15 protein-coding genes, 2 tRNA genes and 1 riboswitch are annotated in these 20,990 nt (G+C 63.5%); of the genes, 9 read left to right on the forward strand and 8 right to left on the reverse strand.

The features are described 5' to 3' along the window. Positions 1–71 precede the first annotated feature (71 nt). A tRNA-Ser gene (locus ACNAOU_RS03855) sits at positions 72–159 on the reverse strand. A gap of 143 nt (positions 160–302) precedes the next feature. Continuing rightward, positions 303–2,585: a prolyl oligopeptidase family serine peptidase gene (locus tag ACNAOU_RS03860; protein ID WP_422758061.1), complete on the reverse strand. Its 2,283-nt coding sequence runs from the start codon at positions 2,583–2,585 to the stop codon at positions 303–305. A gap of 60 nt (positions 2,586–2,645) precedes the next feature. Between ACNAOU_RS03860 and ACNAOU_RS03865 the strand changes: the two genes are divergently transcribed. Together ACNAOU_RS03865 and cycA are read left to right on the forward strand one after the other, a co-directional pair. Then, entirely contained in the window at positions 2,646–4,583 is a 1,938-nt protein-coding gene (locus ACNAOU_RS03865; RefSeq protein ID WP_422758062.1) for an FAD/NAD(P)-binding protein, read from the forward strand. 75 nt (positions 4,584–4,658) lie between these two features. Continuing rightward, positions 4,659–4,757, forward strand: a riboswitch (glycine riboswitch). 146 nt (positions 4,758–4,903) lie between these two features. Further along, positions 4,904–6,364, forward strand: coding sequence for a D-serine/D-alanine/glycine transporter (gene cycA, locus ACNAOU_RS03870; protein WP_018777934.1), 1,461 nt, complete (start codon positions 4,904–4,906; stop codon positions 6,362–6,364). Positions 6,365–6,442: 78 nt separating this feature from the next. Here cycA and ACNAOU_RS03875 read toward each other — a convergent pair whose 3' ends face one another. From ACNAOU_RS03875 to ACNAOU_RS03890, 4 genes are all read right to left on the reverse strand, one after another. Then, positions 6,443–10,975, reverse strand: a complete 4,533-nt coding sequence (locus tag ACNAOU_RS03875) for an ExeM/NucH family extracellular endonuclease (RefSeq protein ID WP_422758063.1) — start codon at positions 10,973–10,975, stop codon at positions 6,443–6,445. 183 nt (positions 10,976–11,158) lie between these two features. After that, entirely contained in the window at positions 11,159–11,650 is a 492-nt protein-coding gene (locus ACNAOU_RS03880) for a septum formation family protein (RefSeq protein WP_422758064.1), read from the reverse strand. Between the two features lie 178 nt (positions 11,651–11,828). After that, complete coding sequence (locus tag ACNAOU_RS03885) at positions 11,829–12,614, reverse strand: VOC family protein (RefSeq protein WP_039239741.1); 786 nt, start codon at positions 12,612–12,614, stop codon at positions 11,829–11,831. Between the two features lie 190 nt (positions 12,615–12,804). Then, positions 12,805–12,895, reverse strand: a tRNA-Ser gene (locus tag ACNAOU_RS03890). 101 nt (positions 12,896–12,996) lie between these two features. On the opposite strand from ACNAOU_RS03890, the gene ACNAOU_RS03895 reads away from it, so the two are divergent. The 7 genes from ACNAOU_RS03895 (at position 12,997) to ACNAOU_RS03925 (ending at position 19,367) form a co-directional block, all read left to right on the forward strand. Beyond that, the gene (locus tag ACNAOU_RS03895) at positions 12,997–13,980 is read left to right on the forward strand and encodes an NAD(P)H-quinone oxidoreductase (RefSeq protein ID WP_422758065.1); all 984 of its coding nucleotides are present in this window, start codon (positions 12,997–12,999) and stop codon (positions 13,978–13,980) included. 30 nt (positions 13,981–14,010) lie between these two features. Then, positions 14,011–14,568 (forward strand): PadR family transcriptional regulator, encoded by a 558-nt coding sequence (locus ACNAOU_RS03900; protein WP_018777929.1) that lies wholly within the window; start codon positions 14,011–14,013, stop codon positions 14,566–14,568. 158 nt (positions 14,569–14,726) lie between these two features. Beyond that, the gene (locus tag ACNAOU_RS03905; protein ID WP_422758066.1) at positions 14,727–16,997 is read left to right on the forward strand and encodes a carbon starvation CstA family protein; all 2,271 of its coding nucleotides are present in this window, start codon (positions 14,727–14,729) and stop codon (positions 16,995–16,997) included. Next, positions 16,997–17,188: a YbdD/YjiX family protein gene (locus tag ACNAOU_RS03910; RefSeq protein WP_018777927.1), complete on the forward strand. Its 192-nt coding sequence runs from the start codon at positions 16,997–16,999 to the stop codon at positions 17,186–17,188. Before ACNAOU_RS03905 ends, ACNAOU_RS03910 begins: the two co-directional genes overlap by 1 nt. A gap of 79 nt (positions 17,189–17,267) precedes the next feature. Further along, positions 17,268–17,921 (forward strand): bacterial proteasome activator family protein, encoded by a 654-nt coding sequence (locus tag ACNAOU_RS03915; RefSeq protein WP_039239748.1) that lies wholly within the window; start codon positions 17,268–17,270, stop codon positions 17,919–17,921. A gap of 8 nt (positions 17,922–17,929) precedes the next feature. Next, positions 17,930–18,370, forward strand: a complete 441-nt coding sequence (locus ACNAOU_RS03920; protein WP_018777925.1) for a hypothetical protein — start codon at positions 17,930–17,932, stop codon at positions 18,368–18,370. Between the two features lie 157 nt (positions 18,371–18,527). Beyond that, the gene (locus tag ACNAOU_RS03925) at positions 18,528–19,367 is read left to right on the forward strand and encodes an aldo/keto reductase (RefSeq protein WP_422758068.1); all 840 of its coding nucleotides are present in this window, start codon (positions 18,528–18,530) and stop codon (positions 19,365–19,367) included. Positions 19,368–19,423: 56 nt separating this feature from the next. Here ACNAOU_RS03925 and ACNAOU_RS03930 read toward each other — a convergent pair whose 3' ends face one another. Beyond that, complete coding sequence (locus ACNAOU_RS03930; RefSeq protein ID WP_018777923.1) at positions 19,424–19,741, reverse strand: putative quinol monooxygenase; 318 nt, start codon at positions 19,739–19,741, stop codon at positions 19,424–19,426. 69 nt (positions 19,742–19,810) lie between these two features. Further along, positions 19,811–20,983, reverse strand: a complete 1,173-nt coding sequence (locus ACNAOU_RS03935; RefSeq protein ID WP_422758069.1) for a Gfo/Idh/MocA family protein — start codon at positions 20,981–20,983, stop codon at positions 19,811–19,813. Between the last annotated feature and the right edge of the window lie 7 nt (positions 20,984–20,990).

A 20,990-nucleotide genomic window follows, 5' to 3' on the forward strand; every position in this document is an offset into this window, starting at 1 on the left:
CGCTGGCGCTGCCACGGCCATTGGCTCGCTTAAACGCAAAAGGCCCCGGTTCGAAAACCGGGGCCTGTTCGCGGAGACGGGGGGATTTGAACCCCCGGTGGAGTTGTGCCCCACACTTCATTAGCAGTGAAGCCCATTCGGCCGCTCTGGCACGTCTCCCTTTGCTATTGCTAGCCCACCAAGGATACGCAGAACCTGCCGTCCAGCGCAAAACACGCCAGAGCCGGGTGTCCGTTTCGATGTCCCGCTGCGATTCGTGCCGTGCGCGTGGCCTTGTGCGCAGGGAACCATCGAAACAGGCGTCAGTTGCTTCCGGCCAGGGAAACCCACAGGAAGTGGTTGCTCCGTGCCTGCAGTGCTGCAGCCTGCCGGTTGTCCGAGGCTCCCGCGTGCCCACCTTCGAGGGCTTCGTGGAACCAGACGTTCGGAATCCCCATGGCCTGCATCCGTGCCGCCATCTTCCGGGCCTGCACCGGCCCCACCCGGTCGTCAGAGGTTGCTGTCCAGATGAAGGTTTCGGGGTACTCCACGCCGTCCCGAAGCAGGTGGTACGGCGAGAAAGTCCGGATGAAATCCCATTGTTCCGGCACATCCGGGTCACCGTACTCGGCAATCCAGGAGTAGCCCGCCGAGAGCTTGGTGTACCGGCGCATGTCCAGGAGGGGCACACCGCAGGAGACAGCGCCAAACAGTTCCGGGTACTGGGTCAGCATGTTGCCCACCAGCAGGCCACCATTGGAGCCGCCCACGCAGCCAAGGCGACGACGACTGGTCACGCCACGCGAGATCAGGTCCTTGGCTACTGCGGCGAAGTCCTCGTAGGCACGGTGACGGTTCTCCTGGAGTGCTGCACGGTGCCACGAGGGGCCATACTCCCCGCCGCCGCGGATGTTGGCAACCACGTACACGCCGCCGCGTGAGTGGGCGGCAGCCCCGTCGTCGGACGCTATGCCCGCAGTGCGGCGCTCCAGCCAGGCGCGCCCGATCGTCCCGCTGTACGCCGGGGTACGGGAAACTTCGAACCCGCCGTAGCCGGAGAGCTGGGTGGGGTTCTCCCCGTCCAGTACCAGGTCCTTGGAGGCCACCTGGAAGTACGGAACCTTGGTGCCATCCAAGGAAACCGCGAAGTGCTGCTGGACCTCGTAGGCGGCTTCGTTGAAGAACGACGGCGACCGCTTCACCTCGGTGTGCCGGCTCACCACGCCACCGCTCACCGCGCCACCGTCAGCCACGTCACCGTCGGCCGTGTCCTGCGCTGCTGCAGGCGAAAGCGTACCCCGGGTCAAAGTGGTAGGTGTCGTGAAGCCTGTGGCCACCAACCAGAAGTCGTTCCCGGCACCGGAGTCGGAGACGTCCTCATCATCCACGGCGTAGGCATTGACGTCATGCAGGGGAGGGCAGGCGTCCAGGACGGTGGAGGCCCACGAGCCTGAGGCGTCAACAGCCGACGGATCCAGGACCCTGATCTCGGAGGAGACGTCCCGGAGGAGGTTCAGCAGCAGGTAATCCTTGGTCCAGCTCCAGGACTGCAACGACGTGTGCGCATCAGGGGTGAACAGGACCAGCAACTCAGCCGGGCCAGCCAGGTAGCTTTCGAAATCTGCGGCCAGCAGGGAGCCGGCCGGGTACGTGACCCCCGCTGCTTCCCAGTCGCCCTGGGGTCGGAAAAGCAGCCAATCGCGGTGGACGCTGATGTTGACATCGGTAGGCACGTCAATGGCTACCCACGAGTCGTCGCGCAGCAGCCACGTACTGCGGTTGTAGAAATCGATGTAGTCAACGGCGAAGGTTCGCTCGAAACCGGGCGTGGAATCGTGCGCCACCATGGCCAGCATGTGGTTCTCCGGAATTTCGAACAGGCGCTCAGCGTCCGCGAGCGACTGCCCGCGGCGAAGCTTGACGCCGGTCCGTGCATAGGAGGAGGACGTGGCGGGCAAGCCTTCAGCTGTGCTGGACACGAGAAGGGTGTCGGCATCCAACCAGCTGATGTTGCCTTTGGCTGTGGGAATGTCGAAGCCACTTGCTGCCGGGTCCACGAAGGTTCGCGTTTCGACGTCGAACTCGCGGTGGCGGTCGGCGTCGCCCCCGTCGGGGGAGAGCGAAACCATGGCAAAGCGGTACTCTGCGCCGTCCGAAGGACGGAGGAAACCGGCGCCGTGGAACACCCACTCAACACCTTCAGCAGCGGCAAGGGCATCGACGTCGAGCAGTACATCCCACTCGGGATCCTCGGTGAGGTAGCTCTCCCAGGTGGTGCGGCGCCAAAGGCCCTTTGGGTGCTCCTGGTCCTTCCAGAAGTTGTAGTAGAAATCGCCGCGTTTGTTGACCATGGCGATCCGGTCCGTGGAGTCCAGGACTTCCAGGATGCCGGACTCGACCGCCGCGTAATCGGCGTCTTCGAGCAGCTCCTCGGTGCGGGCGTTCTGTTCCCTGACCCAGGCCAACTGCTCTTCGCCGTGGATGTCCTCAAGCCAGGCGTTTTCATCCGTGGGCTCAGGTGCGGACTCCGCCGCGTGGCGCGGTCCGGAGGCCGGCGCGGTGTCATTCCCGGAAAGTGGCGACGGATCAGCTTCTGTGGTGGTCATCGCCCCATCCAAGCAACACACTTCGACGGTAAGCAAGTCACGCAGAAGTTAGGCTGGAGCGTGGCTAAATCCCAAATCAACCGTGTTGCCCTTGTGGGGGCGGGCCCTCGGGGCACCAGTGTCCTCGAACGGTTGCTCGCGAATTGGGCTGCGAAGAGAGCTGAAGGCGCCACCCTGCAGGTCCATGTGGTGGATCCGTACCCCGCCGGCTCCGGACACGTGTGGCAGCCGGAACAGTCGCGCCTCTACCTGATGAACACCCAGTCGTTCTATCCCACCCTCATCCCCGAGGATTCCGGATTGGCGGCACCGTTGGCGGGTGGTTCCTTCGACCAGTGGCGCGAGGCCCGGCGTCGCGATGGTGCCGGGCTGAACGACGCCGAAAAGGCAGAGCTGGCCACGCTCGAGTCCCACGATTTCCCCAGCCGTGCGCTGTACGGGCGGTACCTGCGCCAAACCCTGGCCGGGTTGCTGGAGCGGAAGCCCGAGGGCGTGGAAGTCACCTTCCATGAAACGCTCGCCGTTGCGGCGCGGCCCGTGGACGGGATGTTCGACGTCGAACTGGCCGACGGCGGCACGCTCACCGTCGATTCGGTGGTGCTGGCTCTGGGTCACATCGAGTCACGGCTGAATCCGGAGCAGAAATTATTCAAGCGCGCAGCTGACGAGTTGGGCCTGCTGTACTTCCCGCCGGCACCGCCCGCCGACGTTGACTGGCAGGTTGTGCCGGACAATGAGCCGGTTCTTGTCCGCGGCATGGGCTTGAACTTCTTTGATGTGATGGGCCAGCTGACCGAAGGCCGCGGCGGCAAGTTCCTTGAAGCCGGAGCGCCCGGTGCCGGGGTGTTGGAGTACCGGGCCTCGGGCCGGGAGCCCAGGATCATCGCCGCGTCACGCAGGGGAACGCCGTACCGGGCGAAGGCCGGTTTGGAGGGCTATTACCCGCGCAGCATCACCATGCGCTACCTGACCGAGGACGCAGTGGACCGGTTCCGGGCCGCAGGCATCCAGCCCGGCTTCGACCATGACCTGTGGCCCTTGCTGCACCGGGACGCGCTGTGGGCCTACTATTCGACGCTGGCCCGGTCCCAGCCGGCCGCGATCAAGGACCCGGCGCAGTTCCTGGCCGACCTCGAAGACGCGCTCCAACCGCATGCCCACACCACGGCAAACTGGGAAAGCGACGTGGAGGTCCTGGTTGAAAAGCATGTGGCGGCATCACGGCGTTTGAACCTGCGCGGGCTCGCGGCGCCGTTGGCAGGCCGGACGTTCGCGTCACGGCGTGACCTGGATGCTGCGATCACCGCGTACCTGGACGACGACGCGCGGCGTTCGGCGCTGGGCGAATCGGACCCCGTGAAGATGGCCATCGGCGCGCTCCACACCGGCCGTGCCATCCTCAAGACCGTTGTAGCCGACGGCGGCATCACCGACGAGTCCTGGCTGGCAGGGCTGCGCGGCTGGTTCGAGTCGTTTGTCGAAGGGTTGGCCAGCGGACCTCCTGCGCTGCGTTCGGAGCAGCTGGCCGCCTTGGCGCGTGCCGGCGTCGTGAGTTTTGTGGGACCGGACCCCAAGTTCAGCGTCGATCGTGGCGCAAAAGTGTTCCGGGCGGCGTCACCCTGGGTCCACGAGGGGCCCGCTGAAGCACGCACCCTGATCGAAGCGATGTCACCCGCCAACAGGGTGGGCATCAACATTTCTCCGCTGCTCGAGCAGCTCATGGCCGACGGCCTGGTGCGGACCAAGATCATGATGAGTGTGGAGGGGACGCCCATGCAAACCACCGGCCTGGACGTTGAGCCGCACCCTTACCGTCCCCTTGCCGCCAACGGATCCATCACGGAAAACATGTACGTTCTGGGCTTGCAGTTGTCCGCGTCGCAGTGGGGCAATGCCATTGCCGCCGAAGCCCGTCCCCGCTCCGGGCGGGCCTATGCCAGCGGCCAGCGGACCTTGCGCGACGCTGACGAGATCGCCCGCAGCATCCTGGGCCTCTAGCCGTCACAGGCTTGCGTTGCCTGCCAGCCTTCGTTACTGTGTGAGCTGCATCACCCGCAAGGGTGTGCGCGCTTTTGATCTGCGGCGGGAGAGTCCTGCCGGTACATCCCGTCAGGCGCCGTAGGAGCAAACCCTCCCCAGGAATCTCTCAGGCCCATGTACCGCCGCGGCGAGGCAACTCTGGAAAGCAGTCCGGCCACACCGGACTCACCGAAGGTGCAAGCAGGCCCATGCCCGCGGAAACTCTCAGGTCCACGTACAGAGCGGGGAGGAACCCGAATCAATGCGGCACCCTGTGCCGCCTGAACGACGGAGTTCCTTTGACGATTCATCCTTCCGCGAGTGCCGGTTCACCCCATCTTGAACGCCAGCTCAGCAACCGCCACATCCAGCTCATAGCCATCGGTGGAGCGATTGGCACCGGCCTTTTCATGGGCTCGGGAAAGACCATTTCCGCAGCCGGCCCATCCGTCATTTTTGTGTACATGATCATCGGCTTCATGCTGTTCTTCGTCATGCGTGCCATGGGCGAACTGCTCCTCAGCAACCTGAACTACAAGTCCTTCAGCGATTTCGCCGCTGACCTCCTGGGCCCTTGGGCCGGGTTCTTCACCGGCTGGACCTACTGGTTCTGCTGGGTCATTACCGGGATCGCCGACGTGATCGCCATCGCCGGCTATTCCAAGGAATTGTGGCCTTCCCTGCCCTTGTGGGTTCCGGGACTCATCACCATCGGCATTCTCCTGCTCCTGAACCTGGCCACCGTGAAGGCCTTCGGTGAGACGGAGTTCTGGTTCGCGCTCATCAAGATCGTGGCTATCGCTGCGCTCATCATCGTTGGCCTGTTCATGATCTTCAGCGGCTTCGAGTCCGACGCCGGTCCGGCCGGTTTCTCCAACCTGTGGAGCCATGGCGGCTTCTTCCCGAACGAGTTCATGGGCTTCGTGGCCGGTTTCCAGATCGCCGTGTTCGCGTTCGTGGGCATCGAACTGGTGGGCACCACCGCTGCCGAAGCCAAGGACCCGGAGAAGAACCTCCCCAAGGCCATCAACTCGATCCCCATCCGGGTTCTGCTGTTCTACGTCGGTGCCCTCATCATCCTCATGTCCGTCACACCGTGGACGCAGTTCGCCGCCGGCCACAGCCCGTTTATCGCGATGTTTTCCCTGGCAGGCCTCGGCGCAGCGGCCACCATCGTCAACCTCGTGGTGCTGACATCTGCCATGTCCTCTGCCAACTCCGGCATCTATTCCACGTCCCGCATGGTGTTTGGTCTCGCCCAGGAGGGCGACGCGCCCAAGGTGTTTGGCGCCCTCTCCGGACGCAAAGTACCCCGCAACGCCCTGTTCCTGTCCTGCGTCCTGCTGCTGTCCGGCGTCGTGCTCATGTACGCCGGCCAGGACGTTGGCAAGGCCTTCGACATGGTGACCACAGTGTCCGCGGTGTGCTTCGTGTTCGTTTGGTCGATCATCCTGGCCAGCTACCTTGCCTTCAGGAAGCGCCGGCCACACCTGCACGAGTCGTCAGCGTTCAAGATGCCCGGTGGCGTGGTGATGGTGTGGGTGGTGTTCGCGTTCTTCGCTTTCGTGCTGTGGGCCCTTACCACCCAGCCGGACACCCTGATTGCCTTGCTCGCCACCCCCGTGTGGTTTGTGATTCTGGGGGTCGCGTGGATCATCCTTCGGCGCCGGCCCGCGCACCTGGCACGCTACGCGGCGTTCCAGGCCGAATTGCAGCGGGATGCTGAGAGGACGGCCGAGCCGGAGCCGGCCACCAAGTAGGCTTCCCGAACGCAAAAGCAGGGCCCTTCACGCTGGCTGCGTGGAGGGCCCTGCTTATGTTGCTTTTGCCGGGAGTGGTCAGCCCCTCAAGCACTTCTGGTAGTCCAACCAGGCGAAGGCATACCGCAGCCAGCCCACGATGTCGTACCACTTGGACGGCTTGGTGGGTGGGGTGCACTGGGGCGGTTGCGGTCCGCTGTCCGCCACAGTGATCAGAGCCTTCACCACCGTTCCACTTTCGACGGCGGTCAGCACCAGGGTGCCGGTACCTGCAGCTGCCGCCGCGGGAACCTTGAGGTTCACCGTTGCCGCGCCTGCCGTCACCGGCACGGAACCGAGCGCCACAGCGGCGCCCTTGCCGTCCACGAAGACGGCGTTCAGCGAGGCGTTGGCCGGGCTGCCGATCGACGTCAGGTTCAGCTTGGAAACAGCCAGGGTGATGGGCTCACCGGCCTTCACCTGGGCCGCCGTCGAGTTGGCGACGGCAACCGAACGGCGCCCGAAGTCCGGGGACACCGGGTTGTGTTCGCGCAGGTACCTGATCCACGCATCACGGTCCACCAGGCCGGTGTCCTTGGTGTTGCTGCCTTCCTTGAAGACCCGGAAGTTGTCACCGCCGGTTGCCAGGAAGCTGAAGGTGCCGATCCTGTACTGCTTGGCGGGGTCGATCACGGCGCCGTTCACCCAGATGCCGGTGATGCGGTCACCTGCAGGGCGGGCGGCGTCATAGGTGTAGTTGACGTTCTTGGACAGACCCAGCTGCTGGTACGGGCGGCTGGGAACAGTGCCGTCCGGGTTGGTCTGCCACTGCTGTTCAAGAAGTGTCTTGAACTGCGTGCCGGTCAGGGACGTAGTCCATAGGTTGTTCACGAACGGCAACACCGCGTTGGCCTCGGCGTAGGTGATGGTGCCGTCCGGTGCGTAATAGAGCTCGTTGCGCAGGCCGCCGGGATTTACGACGCCGATCTCCGCCGAGCCCAGTTCAGGCGCCTTGAGCGTGTCCACCAGTGAGTCCGCCACCAGGTTTCCCAGCGTGGACTCGCTCGCGCGGTCGTCACGCTTGGGAGCCCCGCCGGCGGGGTCCGGGGTGAAGGCGGTGGTGATATCAGCGGTCACTGCACCCACCGGCTGGTTGCCGATCTCGGCAGCCTGGGCAAGGGCCTTGTCCACGATGGTCTTCACTGCCGCCACCCGCGGGTAGCTGGCCACGAGGCCCTCGGCGGTATCGGTCGTCCGGTCCACCACGGCGGCCTTGTAGGCGGTGACGGACTTGCTTGCGGTGTCTACCGTAAGCGTCACGCTGCCCACGTTTTCGCCGTAGTTGCCGGTCTGCACGATCGGCCGGGTCTTGCCTGTGGGCTGGCCGTTGGCGTCCAGGACCGGTGCGTCCCAGGCATACTCCTTGTGCGTGTGGCCGGTGAAGATGGCAGCGACGTCAGGAGTGGTTTCGTTGACCAGTTTGGCGAACGGTCCGCCTGCTGCGACTTCCTGTTCCAAAGTGGCGCCTTCGGGCGTACCGGAAGCGGCGCCGTCGTGGTTCTCCACAATGATCAGGTCTGCCAGGTTCTCAGCCTTGATTTTTGCCGCCACCCGGTTGATGGCTTCCACGGGGTCCCCGAACTCAAGATCGGCAATTCCGGCCGGAGTTACCAAGGAGGGAACTTCCTGGGTGACGGTGCCGATCACGGCCACGCGCATCCCGTTCATGTCCAGTACCTTGTACTCCGGGAGGACCGGGGTGGTGGTGCCCTTCTGATAGACGTTCGCACCCAAGTAGGCGAACTTCGCGTTGGTCCCTCCGGCGATGACTCGCTCGCGCAAGTCCTGCCAACCGCCGTCGAACTCGTGGTTGCCCACAGCGGAAGCCTGCAGCTCCAGCGCGTTGAGGACGTCGATGGTGGGCTGGTCCTTCGCCACTGACGACGCGAACAGCGACGCGCCGATGTTGTCACCAGCGGAGATGAACGCCGTTGCGCCCGGTGCTGCAGCGGCACGGAGTTTCTCCACGGTTCCTGCGAAGAGCACGGTGTTGGTGTCGATGCGGCCGTGGAAGTCGTTGATGCCCAGGAACTGCAGGTCAACGGTGGCCGGTGCGTCGGGAGTCAGGTTCAGTCCAACCACCACGGGGTCGTGGTCGCTGGCCCGGAATTCGTCCGCGGCGTAGTAGTTGGTCACGTTGTTGTTATACCTGCTGTATTCCAGCGCGACGGACTCTACGGAGTTGATGTTCCAGATGTCGGTCCCGGTGACTTTTTCCGCAGCCGCCGGGGAAGCGAGGATGTGGTCGAGCGAACCCACCATGCCACCGAACAGGTAGGAGTGTTTGCCGGTGCCGGCCTCAAGGTCGGTGTAGCCGGCGCCCGTCAGGACGTTGATGGGATCTTCCTTGGCGTAGGCGTTGAAGTCACCGATGAGGAAGACCTTGTCCGTGCCCTTGGAAGCCTGCAGGTCCTTGGAGAATGCGAGCAACGATTCGGCCTGCTTGGTGCGGGCGATGTTTGAGGCACCCTGGCCCTTGTCGGTATCGTCCGGGGTGGCCGCGGAACCCTTGGACTTGAAGTGGTTCACGATTGCTATGAACTTCTTGTCGTCGGCAGCGCCCACCGGCTTGAACACCTGTGCCAGCGGCTTGCGGGCGCTTGCGAAGGCCACGGTGTCGTTGTGGATGATGGACTCGCCCACGGGCTCGGCAGCGGCCTTCTTGTAGATGAACGCGGTGCGGATCATGTCCTCATCGCTCAGCGGGGGAGCGTTGGCCGGAGTCCGCACGTAGTCCCAAACACCCGGAGTCTTGACGTTGAGCGCGTCAACCAGCTTGGACAGGGCATCGTCGCGGTTCTTGCCGAACTGTGCCGAGTTCTCGATCTCTTCAAGGGATATGACGTCCGCGCCGGACTTGGTGATGGCCGCTACGATCTTGGCCTGCTGGCGCTCGAAGTTCTCCGCGTTGGCGGCTCCGCGGGCGTTGCAGCCTTCCTTGACCGTAATCGGGTTGCCCTCGCGGTCGGTGTAGAAGACGCAGCCGCTCAGCTGGTCCCCGGTGGTGGGGAAGTAATTGAGCACGTTGAAGGACGCCAGTTTAAGGTTTCCACCAACGTTGGCCGGACCGTCGGGCCGGGTGGAGGTGAACGACGCAGGCTGGACTGAGTCCGCGTTGGCCGGGGTCAGCGCGGCCAGCGGCTGGAATTTCCAGGAGTTGTTGCCGTAGCCCAGGATCACGTCGGTGCGGAACTGTGCCGGCGATCCGACCCGCACGGGATCAGAGGTGCTCAGGTACGGCAGTTGTTGTGCCTTGGTGGTGGCGTCCTTGAGGAAGTTCGTGGACGCGCCGTCGTCGAGCTTGATGGCCCGCAGGGCGTTGTCGGCAACCACAGCGGCGTACTCCGGCGAACCGTAAGTGGCCACTGCCGTCGGCTGCACCAGTGGTGATGTGCCGGCCGCCAGGCCGACCTCGCCGTACTGGTTGAGGGAGTAGTTGTCCGTGACGGTGAACTCGCCCTGCGGAGCGACGAGCATGCCCTCCAGGCTCTCACGGGCGGCTTCATTGGCCGGCAGGGAGAACGGGGTGGACTTGACCTCGGGCGCTGCCTCACTGAGCTTCTTCAAGCCTGCGGCTTCGACCGTGATCTGGGTCTGGTTGGCGAATTCGCTCACCGCTCCGGTGAGTTCCAGGTAGTCACCCGGCTGTACCGTTGCCGCCGTCGTAGGCGAGTAGACGAACAAAGCGTCCGACGCCGTCCTGGCCGCCCCGCCGGCGTCGCCGCCGGTTCCGGGGGTCTGGACGTAGTAGCCGTTGAATCCGCCGGTTGCGTAGACGGCCGTGACCTTGCCGCGCGTCGTGACGGTGCTGCCTACGAACGGGCTTGCCGTGCCGGTGCCTTGGATCTCTGCGATGGTCTTGACGCCGGGCTGCGGACCGGGGTCCGTGGGCGGGGTTCCGCCGTTGGAACCTGTCGGGGTGATGGTGGTGCTGAGGCTGAAATCGGCGGCGTTGGAGTCGGTGTCCACACCGTTGGTTCGATTCAGGCTCTTGACGTCCGCGTTGCCGGCAGGTGCGCTGGCTGCGGCGGTCTCGAAGGTGTTGGAGGTGCCGTAGCCCAGGAGGTCGGCAATGGCGGGGTTTCCGGTGACCGAGCCGGCAGGGAGCGGTGAGACCGCGTTGGCTTGCTTGGCCAGGACCAGGGTTCCCGTGGTGCCGCTGGGATTCAGGGTGCCGGTTGCCTGCACATCGGGCGTGGGGAGGTTCGGGGCCGTGGAACTGCCGTTGTTCGTGGCTCCCTGAACCAGATAGTAGCCCTTGGCCGGGATGCTGCCCGTCAAGGGAGTGATGCCGGTAGGTGCCGTAGTGGCGGTGGCTGATCTGTACTGCAGGGACCATCCAGCCAGGCTGACGGGAGTGTCCGAGGAGTTGTAGAGCTCCACGAACTTGTTCTTGAAGGCGGCGCCCGTACTGCCGCCGCTAAGGTACGCCTCATTGATTACCACAGGCGAAGTGCCGGTGGGTGCTGCCGGATCGTCCGCCGCGAAGGCGGGTGCCGCGGTCAGCGGGGCTGCAAGCAACCCGACTGACAGGACCGTTCCCGCAGCTGATTTCCAATATTGATGTTGCATCCGCTCTAACTTTCATTAGGGAGCCCTGTGGGGCCCTGTGGACGACGCCCGCTGTCTTGTGAAGTGGGCGATATGCCCGGAAGTTACTCCGGGGTAAAGCTGCCTCGGGCATAGCTGAACACGAACGGATGAATGGGAGGTGGCGCATCGGTGGCCGGAAGGTTCTCCCGGCCACCGAGGCTCCTACTGGGCCGCGCCCTTGAGGGTTCCGGTGGTTGCGGCTCCAGCAGCAGCGCCGATCAGGCAGACGATCTCACGATCGCCGGTCTTCCAGGAATCGCTGGTGGGGTGGAGGAAAGTGACATCCAGGGCGGACTCTTCGAAGGGTACGCCTACGAAAGTTGCGAACTGGGCACCGCAGAACTCCTCTGCCTTGGTGCCCACTTCGGTGTCACCGGGGAACGCGGACGTGTCCATTTTGGTGACAGCGTAGGCCTCGAGGTCGTGGCTCTGGTCGCACGGAATGATGGTGACGTCCACGACTTCCTGGGTATCAGGGTTGGCGATGCAGTCGCCCAGTTTCACTTTGAAGGCGTCAGCTTTGGACGATTCCGTTGCTTTGCCGGATTCATCCCGCTTGGCGTCCCCGCTGCTGATGAGCGAACATCCCGCCAGTGCCAGCGATGCCATGGTCAGCACGGCAGCAGCCCTGAGGGTCTTTGAAAGGTGGAGCATTCTGGTCCTCATTCCAGAAGGAGCACAGGATTCCTGATCGGAAAGGCCCTGTGGTCAACGATGAGGGACCCAACAAGGTATTCCCACGCCGGTCGATCCCCCAAGGCCGACGATGAGAGGCTCCAGCCGGACTGCCCCTGGGTAGGAGGCAGACCGGCTGGACCCGAATTTTCATAGTCTAGGCCGTCTGGCCCTGCTCCTGGATCACCTTGAAGACTGCACCCGTGGGATCGGACAACGTTGCCAGGCGGCCGAAGGGCGTCTCTTCGGCGGGTTCCATGACGGTGGCGCCCAGGGCCGCAGCCTGCTCAACGGTGGCATCGGTGTCCGCCACCGCGAAATACACGCTCCACATGGAAGGGACCTGCGGGGGGAGGAAGCCGGAGGCATCCATGATGCCGGCCTGTGCGTTGTCTCCCGAGCCGAGGGTGGTGTACCGGAACTCAGGGGTGTCGCTCATGACGTCCGTTTCCCAGCCGAACACCTTCTGGTAAAAGGCGACCGCGGAGTCGTAATCCTTGGAGAGGAGCTCATGCCAAGCTGGAGCGCCGGCCTCGGCTGCGATCTCATAGCCCTTCATCTCCCCGAATTGCCAAGCACCGATCGAGGCACCCGAAGAGTCACCGTACATGGCCATGCTGCCTTGCTCGGGAACCTCCATCGGTTCCAGGTACACCTGGCCGCCGTTGGCAGCTGCGGCTTCCGTGGTTGCCTTGATGTCATCGGTGCGCAGGTAAGTGGACCACACATCCGGCATGGTCCCCATGTCCTCCTGCTTCTGCATGATCCCTGCAACCATCCGGCCGTCCTTGGACGCTGTGATGTAGCCGCCGTACTTCTCCTGGTCGCCGGTCTCGAACGTCCAACCGAAAAGGGTGCCGTAGAAAGACTTCGCCTGTTCGGTATCGGAGGTCATCAGGTCGATCCAGCAAGGTGCTCCCGGAGCGATGTCAGGGGTTGGCATAGGTGAGGCTCCTGTTGTTGTTCCGCGATGAAAACCGCGTCTGATGTCGGTCGTGTGGAGACAGTCAGAACACTATGCCGGGGGTCTGACACTTTCAATGATCTGCCGGAAGACGGTTCCCGGAGCGGGGTGGCGAGCAGGTACTGGAAGCAACAAAAATGCCCCGGGTTGAAGAACCCGGGGCATTCGTTGGCGGAAGGTAAGGGATTTGAACCCTTGGTACGGGGTTACCGCACACTGGTTTTCAAGACCAGCTCCTTAGGCCGCTCGGACAACCTTCCTCGCCTAGTAGTGTTTCATAGGGAGTTGGCTGTTCCAAAACATCACGTCCACCAGTCCCCGTCCCGGGGCCGGCGGACAAGCAAGAAACCGGGAGTTCGTCATGAAAGCCGTCTTTATCCCAAGGCCGGGCGGGCCCGAAGTCCTCGAGGTCCGCGAGGTCCCCTCCCCGGTGCCGGGCGATGGCGAGGTACTGATCGACGTCGTTGCTGCGGGCCTGAATCGTGCGGACGTCCAGCAGCGGCGCGGCTTCTATCCACCGCCGCCCGGGGCATCGGAAATCCCCGGACTCGAGGTTTCCGGTCGGATCTCCGCCTTCGGCCCCGGCGTTACCAAGGCCTTCTCCGTGGGGGACAAGGTAGTGGCGCTGCTTTCCGGCGGCGGCTACGCCCAACAGGTGGCGGTTCCTGCCGAACAGGTGCTCCGCGTTCCTGAAGGCGTGGACCTGATCACCGCAGCTGCCCTGCCGGAGGTTGCCGCGACCGTTTACTCGAACCTCATCATGACGGCCCAGCTGCAACCCGGCGAGACGGTGCTCATCCACGGCGCCACCGGCGGAATCGGCACCATGGCCATCCAGCTCGCGAAAGCCTACGGTGCCACAGTTGCGGCAACGGCGGGGTCGGATGAAAAAGTCGGCACGGCCAAGGCGTTCCTCGGGGCCGACATCGCCATCAACTACACCGAAGAAGACTTCGTTGAAAGCCTCAAGGCACAAAACGGCGGCAAAGGCGCGGACGTTATCCTCGACGTCGTGGGTGCCAAGTACCTCCAGCAGAACGTCGACGCGCTCGCTGAGTACGGCAGGCTCATCATCATCGGGCTGCAGGGCGGCGCCAAGGCGGAGATCAACCTGGGCCAGCTCCTCAGCAAGCGTGCAGCCGTGATCGGCACAGCCCTCCGGCCCCGTTCGGTTGCCGAAAAAGGCATCATCATGACGGCGGTGCGCGAGTCCGTGTGGCCCATGGTCACCGACGGTCGCATCACGCCGCTCGTCGCCAAGACTTTTCCGCTGGACCAGGTCCGCGAAGCGCATGAGTACTTCGACTCCGGGGAGCACGTGGGCAAGGTCCTCTTGCTCCTCTGACATTCCAGCCAACCCGCAGCAAGGAGCTCCATGTCCATCCGGCACAGCCTTCTGGCCCTGCTCCAGGACCAGCCCAGGTATGGCTATGAGTTGCGTGTCGAATTCGAGGACCGGACCGGTGCCGCCTGGCCGCTGAACATCGGCCAGGTTTACACCACCCTGGACCGGCTTGAGCGCGACGGCTTGGTCAGCAAGGACGGCGACGACGGCGGCGGGCACGTCATCTACAGCATCACTGACGCTGGGGTCGAGGAAGTCGCGGCGTGGTTTTCCGGGGCTGTCGACCGGGGAAATCCGCCGCGGAACGAGATCGCCATCAAACTGGCGCTCGCCGTGACCATGCCCGGGGTGGATGCCGCTGCGGTGATCCAGTCCCAGCGTGAAGTTTCCGTCAAGGCGCTGCAGGAGCACACCCAGGCGCGCAAAGCGGTCTCGGCCAACCAGCGCTCAGCAGACACGGCGTTCCTGCTGGTGCTCGATTCCCTGGTGTTCCAGGCAGAGGCCGAAGTCCGGTGGCTGGACCTGTGCGAAGCCCGCATGGTGCAGAGCCTGGGCAAGGGCGGGTCAAGCACCGCTGGTGCCAGCTAACTGCATATCGGGCCCACCGTTTGCCGCAGGCAGGCTACCGCTCAGCGCAGCCAACGGATCCGGCGGTGAGTACGGCCACTTCCCGGGGAACCTTATTGCTAACTTGCCCGTGACGCACGTCCGAGCCAAGGCAGCGCAGCAGTTCTCAAGGAGGAGATATGGGCAAGAATCCTGACCAGACCGGACTCATGGAAGGACTTGATCCTACGCTGCCTGCACCCGCGGTGGACCATTCCGCCCGGGACGCCGAGGAACGCAAATGGACTCCGGCGAAAATCGGTCTTTGGGTGGCGATTTCGCTGCTCGGTGCAGTGGCGTGGTTCATGCTCGCCCTGGTTCGCGGCGAGACTGTGAATGCCATCTGGTTTGTCTTCGCCGCTGTCTGTACCTACCTCATCGGCTACCGCTTCTATTCGAAGGTCATTGAACGCTACCTGCTGAAGCCGGATGACCGAAGGGCTACGCCCGCCGAGTATAAGGCCGACGGCAAGGACTACGTCCGCACGGACCGGAACGTCCTGTTCGGGCACCACTTCGCGGCGATCGCCGGTGCAGGCCCCTTGGTGGGCCCGGTCATCGCGGCGCAGATGGGTTACCTTCCAGGCACCATCTGGATCATCATCGGCGTCGTGTTTGCCGGTGCCGTGCAGGACTATCTGGTGATGTTCTTCTCGATGCGTCGAGGCGGCCGGTCCCTGGGCCAGATGGCCCGTGAGGAACTGGGAGTCATTGGCGGTACAGCGGCCTTGGTCGCAACGTTGCTGATCATGATCATCATCGTGGCCATCCTTGCGCTGGTAGTGGTCAATGCCCTGGGTGAGAGCCCGTGGGGCGTCTTCTCCGTTGGAATGACCATCCCGATTGCGCTGTTCATGGGCGTGTACCTTCGGTTCATCCGGCCCGGCAAGGTGATGGAGGTTTCCATCATTGGTTTCGTGCTGCTCATGGCGGCCATCATCGGCGGCGGTGCTGTGGCTGGTACCGAGTGGGGTGCGGCATTCTTCCACCTGGACAAGGTGACCATCGCCTGGGGCCTGATCATCTACGGATTCATTGCTGCGATCCTGCCCGTGTGGCTGCTGCTCGCGCCGCGCGACTACCTTTCCACGTTCATGAAAATCGGCGTGATCGTGATGCTGGCCCTCGCCATCATCGTTGTGCGGCCGGAAATCACCGTCCCTGCCTTCAGCGAGTTCGCGGGCCGCGAGAACGGTCCGGTGTTCTCCGGCGCGCTGTTCCCGTTCCTGTTCGTCACGATTGCCTGTGGTGCCTTGTCCGGTTTCCACGCCCTCATTTCCTCGGGGACCACCCCCAAGTTGATCGAGAAGGAACGACAGACCCGTTTCATCGGGTACGGCGGCATGCTGATGGAGTCGTTCGTGGCCATCATGGCGCTCGTGGCTGCAATCTCGATTGACCGCGGCATCTACTTCGCCATGAACGCGCCCCTGGCACTGACCGGCGGCACGGTGGAGTCAGCCGCCACCTGGGTGAACAGCCTGGGCCTGGCCAACGTGAACATCACCCCGGACGTGCTGGCCCAGACGGCCAAGGACGTGGGCGAGGAAAGCATCATCTCCCGCTCCGGCGGTGCCCCGACGCTGGCAGTTGGCTTGGCGCACATCATGCAGCAGTTCATCGGCGGGCCCGCCATGATGGCGTTCTGGTACCACTTCGCCATCATGTTCGAGGCGCTCTTCATCCTTACCGCCGTGGACGCCGGAACCCGCGTTGCCCGGTTCATGCTGCAGGATTCCATCGGCAACTTTGTTCCCAAGTTCAAGGAAGCTTCATGGCGCCCCGGTGCCTGGCTCTGCACGGCCATCATGGTGGGTGCCTGGGGCGCTGTGCTGTTGATGGGTGTGACGGATCCGCTGGGCGGCATCAATACGCTGTTCCCGCTGTTCGGCATCGCCAACCAACTGCTGGCAGCCATCGCCCTGGCGGTGTGCCTGGCCATCGTGGCCAAGCGGGGCACGTTCAAGTGGCTGTGGATCGTGGCCGTCCCGCTGGCTTTCGCGGCTGTCGTCACCATCACTGCCAGCTTCCACAAGATCTTCTCCCCGGTACCGGCCGTAGGCTATTTCGCCAACAACCAGGCATTCTCCAAGGCACTTGCTGATGGCAAGACGGAGTTCGGCACGGCCAAGAGCGTCGCGGCCATGGAAGCTGTCGTCCGGAATACGGCCATTCAGGGATGGTTGTCGGTGATCTTTGTTGTCTTGAGCATCATCGTGATCCTCACGGCGCTGATCGCCACCGTCAAGGCCATCCGGGCCGGTGGGGGACAGGATCATGAAGATCCTGCCGTGCCGTCCAAGGTGTTTGCTCCTGCAGGACTCCTTCCCACCCCGGCCGAGAAAGCGCTGCTCGCCGAATGGAACGCGTTGCCTGCTGACAAGCGCACCCACAAAGCGGGGCACCACTGATGAACGCGGTCACCAGGGGCTTTCGTGGCTTTGCCGCATACATGGGTTCGCTTATGGGCGCTGACGCGTACACGAAATACCTTGAGCACTTCACCGCCTCCGGCCACGCCGGTCCCGCCATGACCGAACGCGAGTTTTGGCGGGACCGGATGGACCGGCAGGACAGCAATCCCCAGGGCCGCTGCTGCTGAGCTGTAGTTTCGCTACGAACGAAGTCCAAAATCCGGCTGTGGCCGGAGGTTCACGGGAAGCACATGAGAGTATGAACGAATGAGCGATCTGAACGACATTCAGCCCACGGATGAGGCTTCGGACGACACTCCCGTGGAAGGAACCACACTGGACGGGGATGCGGCTGCGCCCAATGGCGGGCAATCCCCGCAGGGCGAGGCAGCGAACGACGTCAAGCCCAAGCCCAGCAACCTTCAGGAACTGGTGGACGAGCCTGCCAAGGTGATGCGGATCGGCACGATGATCCGTCAGCTTCTGGAAGAAGTTAAGAGCGCCCCGCTTGATGATGCAGCGCGCGGTCGCCTCGCCGAGATCCACGAGCGGTCCATCAAGGAGCTCGAAGATGGGTTGGCACCTGAGCTCATTGACGAGTTGGAACGCATCAGCCTCCCGTTTCCCGAGGACAAGGCCCCCTCGGACGCTGAGCTTCGCATCGCACAGGCCCAGCTGGTGGGCTGGTTGGAAGGGCTGTTCCATGGCATCCAGGCAGCCATTGCCGCCCAGCAGGCAGCGAAAGAACACGCTGCCGCGCAAATGCAGCTTCGGCAGCTGCCCCCGGGTACGGTCATCGCGCCGGGCATCATCATTGGCGAAAACGGGCAACCGCAGCGGGCTGCTGCGCCCGGGGCTTCGGGTGCTGCTTCCAATGGACGCCCGGAAGATCCCGACCACGGCCCGGGCCAGTACCTCTGAGTTCGCGGGTGGGTTTCTTTGGGGCCGTCCGGCAGGGACGGAAGGACGATCTTGAGCTCGGCAAGGGCCTGTGGCGCCGCGCCCACGACCGCTTCCATCGCGGGCTAGACCGTTATCACCAGGTCCTTGAAGGCGTGGACGACGAGCAGCTCTACAACGAGCTTGTGGAGATCGCCAATGAACTGGCGGAGTTGTCCCCACGGGTGCGGAGCATCTGCGTAGAGGCGCAAAAGCGCTCGCCCAGCGATGGGCTGGACGTGCCAGGAGCGCTCGCGGGCGTGCACAGGGCGCTGTCCAAAGCCGGCAACTCGCTCGCCACCACGGCTGAGGCTGCGGCGATGTTGCGTCTGGCTGTAGGTCCTGTACCGGTCGGTGCATTATCCGTGCGGCGCCGTGCTGAGTCCGTCTTCGAGCAGGTGGCCGACGCGGAGCGCCAACTCAATCCCTGATCCGGAAACTAAGTAATCCGGAGTAATCCGGAAATAAGGCAGGCGTTGACAACTACACGCGTGCGCCCCTATTCCCTGCATGCAAGAAGTTAAGCGGATAGCTGATCTTCGTCATAATCGGCCCATGACCCAGGCGGTAGCTGGCAGGATGACAACCATGACTTCGTCACCAGAACTTACTTTTAACGACGGCAACACCATCCCCCAGCTCGGCTACGGGGTATGGCAGGTTGAAGACGATGTAGCCGAAAAGGTAGTACGCCAGGCTTTCGACGCCGGGTTCCGCCACATCGATACCGCAAAGATCTACGGCAACGAGGCCGGCGTTGGCCGTGCCATCGCCTCTTCGGGCCTCTCCGCCGAAGAAATTTTCATCACCACCAAGCTGTGGAACGCGGACCAGGGCTACGAATCCACCCTGGAGGCCTTCGAGAAGTCGCTCGACCGCCTTGGCCTGGAAACCCTGGACCTCTACCTCATCCACTGGCAGCAGCCCAAGCAGGAGAAGTACGTCGATACCTGGAAGGCCCTCATCGAGCTCAAGAAGCGCGGACGGGTGAAGTCCATTGGTGTCTCCAACTTCACCAAGGAAGGCCTGCAGCACATCATCGATGAAACCGGCGTCGTTCCGGCCATCAACCAGGTTGAACTGCACCCCTTCTTCAACCAGGCCGAATTGCGCGAATTCAACGCCTCCAAGGGCATCCTCACGCAGGCATGGTCCCCGCTGGGCCAGGGTGGCGAGCTCCTGGAGAGCGCCACGATTGCTGAGATCGCAGCCAAGCATGGTGCCACGCCGGCGCAGGTTGTCATCGCATGGCACCTGGCCATCGGCAACGTCGTGATCCCCAAGTCGGTCACGGAGTCCCGCATCCAGGAGAACTTCGCAGCCCTGGACGTCACGCTGGACGCCACCGATGTCGAGGCCATCAACAGCCTGGACCGCGGCCCCGAAGGCCGTATCGGCCCGGACCCGGCAGTCTCCGACTTCGCCTAGGCCCCGCGCCTTACTCAGGTGCCCCGCTCCCTTCCGGGGGCGGGGCACCTGGCGTTTCACCTGATGGGCGCGAGGGTGGTCACTGAGAAGGGCACTTCCAGCAATGTCTTTACCGCTTCCACAAAGTCCTTCACATGCTGTTGCCGGTTGTGGGCTTCGAGATCCTCGGCACTTGCCCAGCCTTCAAACATGACGAAGGTGCCGGGCTGCTGCCCATCGGCGAAAACGGTGTACTCCAGGCAGCCCTGGTCCTTGCGGCTGTTCGTCTGCAGTGAGCTGAGGACTCCTTGCAGCTCGCTTTCGCGTCCTGCTTTGGCGATAAATACCGGCATGAGCCACACTTCTGCGGGCTCTTTGTGGGTTGGGCTGGTCATTCTTGTTTCCTTGATGATGGGCCGGAGGGGCCGGGAGGGACGGAACTTCGCCGTCCCTCCCGAAAGGGATCAATCGGTGATTTGTGGAACCTCAACCCAGGACTCTTTGGCCGCGGATTCGACGATCGCGTCATCGATGAGGGCGACTTGGTAGCCGTCGGCGAAGTTGGGGCTAACGCTTCCGCCTTCGGCGATGGCTTTGAAGAAGTCATGGGCCTCGATGATCTTGGTCTCTCCATAGCCGATGCCCAGGGCCGGAATGGGCCACAGCCCCTCACCGTAGGGGTGGGCCGGGCCTGTGTAGATGGTCCGGAACCCGCGACGGTCTGCTTGGTCTGAAGCGAAGCAAACCTGGAGCTCGTCGCGCCGCTCGTAGTTGAAGACGATGCTGCCTTCGGTTCCATGGATTTCGAAGGTGATGTAGTTGTTCCTGCCGTGCGCGTTGCGTGTGGCTTCGACCGATCCAACCGCTCCATTTGCGAAACGGATCATGGTCATCACTTCGTCGTCGACGTCAACCGGGCCCTTCGGGCCCTCTCCGCCGCGAACGGTGCCGAGGGCATCGGCCCCGCCGGATTGGAGCGGCCGCTCGGGGATCCACGTCGACAGGACTGCGTTGACGGCCCTGAACTCTCCCACGAGGTACCGCGCCATGTCTATGACGTGGGTCGCGATATCGCCAAGCGCGCCGGAACCTGCGATGGACTTCTGGAACCGCCATGACAGCGGCGAGTTCGGGTCGGCGCTCCAGTCCTGGAGATAGGTTCCGCGGAAGCTGAGGATCTGGCCAATGGCACCTTCTTCGATGTACTTCTTTGCCAGTGCAACGGCTGGAGTGCGCCGGTAGTTGAAGGCGACCATGTGGACGATGTCCTTGTCCTTGACGGCGTCATACATGGCCTTGGACTCTTCGCCGGTGCGTGCGAGGGGCTTCTCGCAAATGATGTGCTTGCCCGCCTCGGCGGCGGCGATGGCGATTTCGGCGTGAAGGTGGTTCGGCGTCGCGATGTCGACGACGTGAATGTCGGGATCGTCGATGATGGACCACCAGTCCGAGGTCGAGTTCTCGAAACCGAAGCGCCTGGCGGCTTCTGCGGCCAGCTCGGGGTTCGCCTCGGCGATGACTTTGCGGACCGGCAATGCCGGGGCAGGCCAGAAGAACATGGGCATGGCGGCATAGGCCAAGGAGTGGGCCTTGCCCATGAAGCCTCCACCAATGAGGCCAACGTTGAGGTTTTGCATGTGGATC

It is taken from the genome of Paenarthrobacter sp. C1, from assembly GCF_049315185.1.
Taxonomy (GTDB): Bacteria; Actinomycetota; Actinomycetes; order Actinomycetales; family Micrococcaceae; genus Arthrobacter; species Arthrobacter nicotinovorans.

Bases quoted from the DNA above. Each gene is read 5' to 3' on its own strand.
- ACNAOU_RS03860 (WP_422758061.1), bottom strand. From the start codon at position 2,585: ATGACCACCACAGAAGCTGATCCGTCGCCACTTTCCGGGAATGACACC.
- ACNAOU_RS03875 (WP_422758063.1), bottom strand. From the start codon at position 10,975: ATGCAACATCAATATTGGAAATCAGCTGCGGGAACGGTCCTGTCAGTC.
- ACNAOU_RS03880 (WP_422758064.1), bottom strand. From the start codon at position 11,650: ATGCTCCACCTTTCAAAGACCCTCAGGGCTGCTGCCGTGCTGACCATG.
- ACNAOU_RS03885 (WP_039239741.1), bottom strand. From the start codon at position 12,614: ATGCCAACCCCTGACATCGCTCCGGGAGCACCTTGCTGGATCGACCTG.
- ACNAOU_RS03895 (WP_422758065.1), top strand. From the start codon at position 12,997: ATGAAAGCCGTCTTTATCCCAAGGCCGGGCGGGCCCGAAGTCCTCGAG.
- ACNAOU_RS03900 (WP_018777929.1), top strand. From the start codon at position 14,011: ATGTCCATCCGGCACAGCCTTCTGGCCCTGCTCCAGGACCAGCCCAGG.
- ACNAOU_RS03905 (WP_422758066.1), top strand. From the start codon at position 14,727: ATGGGCAAGAATCCTGACCAGACCGGACTCATGGAAGGACTTGATCCT.
- ACNAOU_RS03910 (WP_018777927.1), top strand. From the start codon at position 16,997: ATGAACGCGGTCACCAGGGGCTTTCGTGGCTTTGCCGCATACATGGGT.
- ACNAOU_RS03915 (WP_039239748.1), top strand. From the start codon at position 17,268: ATGAGCGATCTGAACGACATTCAGCCCACGGATGAGGCTTCGGACGAC.
- ACNAOU_RS03925 (WP_422758068.1), top strand. From the start codon at position 18,528: ATGACTTCGTCACCAGAACTTACTTTTAACGACGGCAACACCATCCCC.
- ACNAOU_RS03930 (WP_018777923.1), bottom strand. From the start codon at position 19,741: ATGACCAGCCCAACCCACAAAGAGCCCGCAGAAGTGTGGCTCATGCCG.
- ACNAOU_RS03935 (WP_422758069.1), bottom strand. From the start codon at position 20,983: ATGCAAAACCTCAACGTTGGCCTCATTGGTGGAGGCTTCATGGGCAAG.